Raw genomic sequence first — 2,056 nt, forward strand, 5'->3', positions numbered from 1 at the left:
GCACGAGCCGCGCGGCGGCAGTCGCCGCCGGGTTTCACCTTGTTCACGCGGGAGGTTCCTTCATGCTCAAACCCAGCAGACGCAGCTTCCTGGCGGCCGGTGCCACCCTGCCCGCGGCGTCGGCACTGGCCAAGATGCAGCCGGGGCAGGAGGAAAGGGTCGCCGCCGATCTCGCCCGCTATATCGGCTTCGGCAGCAAGCAGGCTGGCGGGACCGGCGACAATGCCGCCGGGGAGTGGCTGATAGCGGAGTTGGAACAGCTTGGTTTCAAGGTCGAACGGCAAAGCGTGCCCACGCCTTTCTTTGAAACGCAGCGCGCCGAACTGCTGTGTGGCGATGCCAGAGCCGCGGTGTGGCCGCAGCCCATCGTGATGACGACGGGACCCGACGGCGCCACCGGCCCGCTGGTATGCATCGACGTGAATGGACAGGCCGCCGGGCCGCTGCCGGGGGCTCTGGCCCTGATCGAGCTGCCGCATGGCCGCTGGTCCAGCGCGCTGGCCAAGCCGATCCGCGAGCCGATCAATGCCGCCTTCGCCGCCGGGGCCAAGGCGGTGGTGGCGATCACCAACGGCCCGACGGGCAAGGTCATCGCGCTCAATGCCGATGGCCGGGAGCCGATGTTCGCCGGTCCGGTCGCCCTGCTGGCACCCGACGATGCCAAGCCCTTCCGCGCCGCCGCGATCACCCGGCAGCCGGCCACGCTGCACCTGCAGGGGCAGACCGGACGGCGCCCGGCCTTCAATTTCATCGGCCGCATTGATCGCGGCAGGAAGCGCTGGCTGGCCGTATCGACGCCGCGTTCGGGCTGGTACATCTGTGCCGGCGAACGCGGGCCCGGCATCGCGGCCTGGCTGTGGCTGGCGCGGTGGGCCAGCGAAACGGTGAAGGACCATGATCTGGCCTTCGTCTGCCATAGTGGACATGAATATGAGAATTTGGGCGCGTCGGAAGCGTTGAAGGCCATCGCGCCCAAACCTGCGGAAACCCGCTTCTGGCTGCATCTGGGCGCCAATGTCGCGGCGCGCGACTGGCACGAATTGCTGGGCAAATTACGCCCGCTGCCCAGCGTCGACACCCAGCGCTTCCTGTCGGTCAGCCCCGACCTGCTGCCGGTCGCGCGCGAGGTCTTTGCCGGGCATGCCGGGCTGGAGGCAGCCTGGACCACCGATGAGATCACCGCAGGGGAACTGACCGAAATCGTCGGCGCCGGCTACGCCCCGGCCGCCGGCGTGTTCGGCATCCACCGTTACCACCATGTCGCCGAGGATGATGCGCGGTGCGTGTCCGCAGCCAGCGTCGCCGCCACGGCCGCCGCCTTCCAGTGTCTCGTCGAAACGCAGATCCGGGGCTGAACATGATCGAACTCTGGCACTGCGCCGATACGCGTTCGTTTCGGGCACTCTGGGCGCTGGAGGAGATGGGGCTTCCCTATCGCCTGCATCTGCTGCCCTTCCCGCCACGCATCCACCGACCCGACTATTTGGAGATCAACCCGCTGGGCACCGTCCCGTTGCTGGTCGATGGCGATGTGCGGATGACGGAATCCGCCGCGATCACCCAGTATCTCGCCACCCGCCATGGACCGACGCCACTGGCGGTGGCGGCCGATGAACCCGATTACGGGCTATGGCTCGACTGGCTGCATCGCAGCGAGGCGACGCTGACCTTCCCGCAGACGATCGTGCTGCGTTACTCACGGTTCGAGCCGGAGGAGCGCCGGCTGGCGCAGGCGGCCAGCGATTACACGCAATGGTTCCTGTCGCGTCTGCGCCATCTCACCCGGGCGCTGGCCAACCGCGAATGGCTGTGCGCCGGGCGTTTCACCATGGCCGACCTGTGCGTCGGCTTCGCCCTGCTCTCTGCCTGCGACCTGAACCTGGAACACAAGTTCAGCCCGGAAATCGCCGCCTACTGGCACCGCCTGTCCACCCGCCCCAGCTTTCGCGCGGCCAAGGCGGCGCAGACCGGCATGTACTGAGCCGGCGACATTCCTAAGAGTCTGATTCAAAAATAATCTGAACTGTATCAATGCCTTGCGATCCGTCGCACGAAG

At 67.2% G+C, this 2,056-nt stretch carries 2 protein-coding genes; both read left to right on the forward strand.

The features are described 5' to 3' along the window. Positions 1-62 precede the first annotated feature (62 nt). Positions 63-1,355 (forward strand): hypothetical protein, encoded by a 1,293-nt coding sequence (locus ACM9LZ_RS25740; protein WP_416622357.1) that lies wholly within the window; start codon positions 63-65, stop codon positions 1,353-1,355. A gap of 2 nt (positions 1,356-1,357) precedes the next feature. Then, entirely contained in the window at positions 1,358-1,981 is a 624-nt protein-coding gene (locus ACM9LZ_RS25745) for a glutathione S-transferase family protein (RefSeq protein ID WP_416622358.1), read from the forward strand. The last annotated feature ends 75 nt before the right edge of the window (positions 1,982-2,056 follow it).

It is taken from the genome of Niveispirillum fermenti, assembly GCF_048066175.1.
Classification (GTDB): Bacteria; Pseudomonadota; Alphaproteobacteria; order Azospirillales; family Azospirillaceae; genus Niveispirillum; species Niveispirillum fermenti.